The 1,198-nt window shown below is 63.9% G+C and carries 2 protein-coding genes; both read left to right on the top strand.

The features are described from left to right. The first annotated feature begins 286 nt into the window (after positions 1 to 286). A complete protein-coding gene (locus tag A5712_RS09340; protein ID WP_068103805.1) occupies positions 287 to 1,051 on the top strand; it encodes a GAP family protein in 765 nt (254 codons plus the stop codon). Positions 1,052 to 1,067: 16 nt separating this feature from the next. Then, the coding region (locus tag A5712_RS30755; RefSeq protein ID WP_156766495.1) for a glycosyltransferase at positions 1,068 to 1,198 on the top strand (131 nt) is incomplete at its 3' end.

Raw genomic sequence — 1,198 nt, 5'->3', positions numbered from 1 at the left:
ACCGAGATTGTGGGGGTTGGGGACGAGTCGTCGAGCACGGCTGCCCCTCCCGGTCGTACAGGCGAAATCGGCTCGAGCATAGCCCGAGCTGACTGGATCCCTACTCGATGCACGGCCCCGCGTCCTCATTGTCAGGACCCGTGCGGCCGAGAGCCATCGCTGGGCCGCGTGTGATCGATGTCTCACCGGGTCACGGCCTTGAAAACCCATGGCGAGTCAGGCGCCAAACGAACGAATTCGCCAGTTACGCCACGGGATACGGCGCGGCACGGTAGCGTCCCCACTGATGTGGACGTTAGTGCTGATATGTGGCATCGGGATGGCGATTGACCCTGTCCGGATAGGCCTTGCCGTGCTCATGTTGACGCGGCGGCGGCCCATGAGGAATCTGTTCGCTTTCTGGCTCGGGGGCATCGTCACAGGTGTCGCCGTTGCGATCGGCGTGCTGGTGCTGATGCGGGAGGTCGCGCTCGTGGCCATCCGAGGCATCGGAACCGCGATCTCGCAGGTCAGGTCCGCGATCTTCATCCTCGAGGGCGCACGTCTGCAAATCACCCTCGGCCTGCTCGCACTGGTGGTACTGGCGGTCATGACGATGCGCGCAAGAGCGGCGGCGCAGATACCCGTGGCGCCGGTAAACGCGGGCGGTGGCGGGTCCGCGACCCTGCTCGCTGAGGAGCCGCCACGGGGGGTATTCCAAAGGCTCGGGGCCCGAACTCAGGAAATGCTCAATTGCGATGTCCTCTGGCCGTCATTTGTGGTCGGTGCGGCGTCGTCGTTCCCGCCTTACGAGGGCGCTGTCTTGCTCGCCTTCATCATGGCCTCGGGAGCGGCCATCGCCACCCAGTTCGTCGCGTTCATTTTGTTCACCGTCATGGTGCTTGCGATGGTCGAGATTCCACTCGTTGCCTACTTGGCGAGACCGGAGCAAACGCTCGCGCTGATGCTGCGGCTGCAAAATTGGCTACGGACCTACCGTCACCAAATCATGCAAGTCAGCTTCGGCGGCACAGGGCTCATCCTGCTGACGCAGGGCATCCTCGCGCTCTGAGAGTGCCGCTGATCGGGTGCTTGTAGTGAGTTCTCCCAGCCCGAGTCACGGTCCGCCCGCAACCCCGCTGGTCTCGGTGTGTGTGCCGATGTACAACAACGCGGCCACGATCGAACGGTGCCTGCGCAGCATCCTGGACCAGGACGG

Origin of the sequence: Mycobacterium sp. E2327 (assembly GCF_001672675.1) — a bacterium.
Classification (GTDB): domain Bacteria; phylum Actinomycetota; class Actinomycetes; order Mycobacteriales; family Mycobacteriaceae; genus Mycobacterium.
Note: the sequence above shows the minus strand (reverse complement) of the source record. Positions and strands in the feature narration are given on the sequence as shown.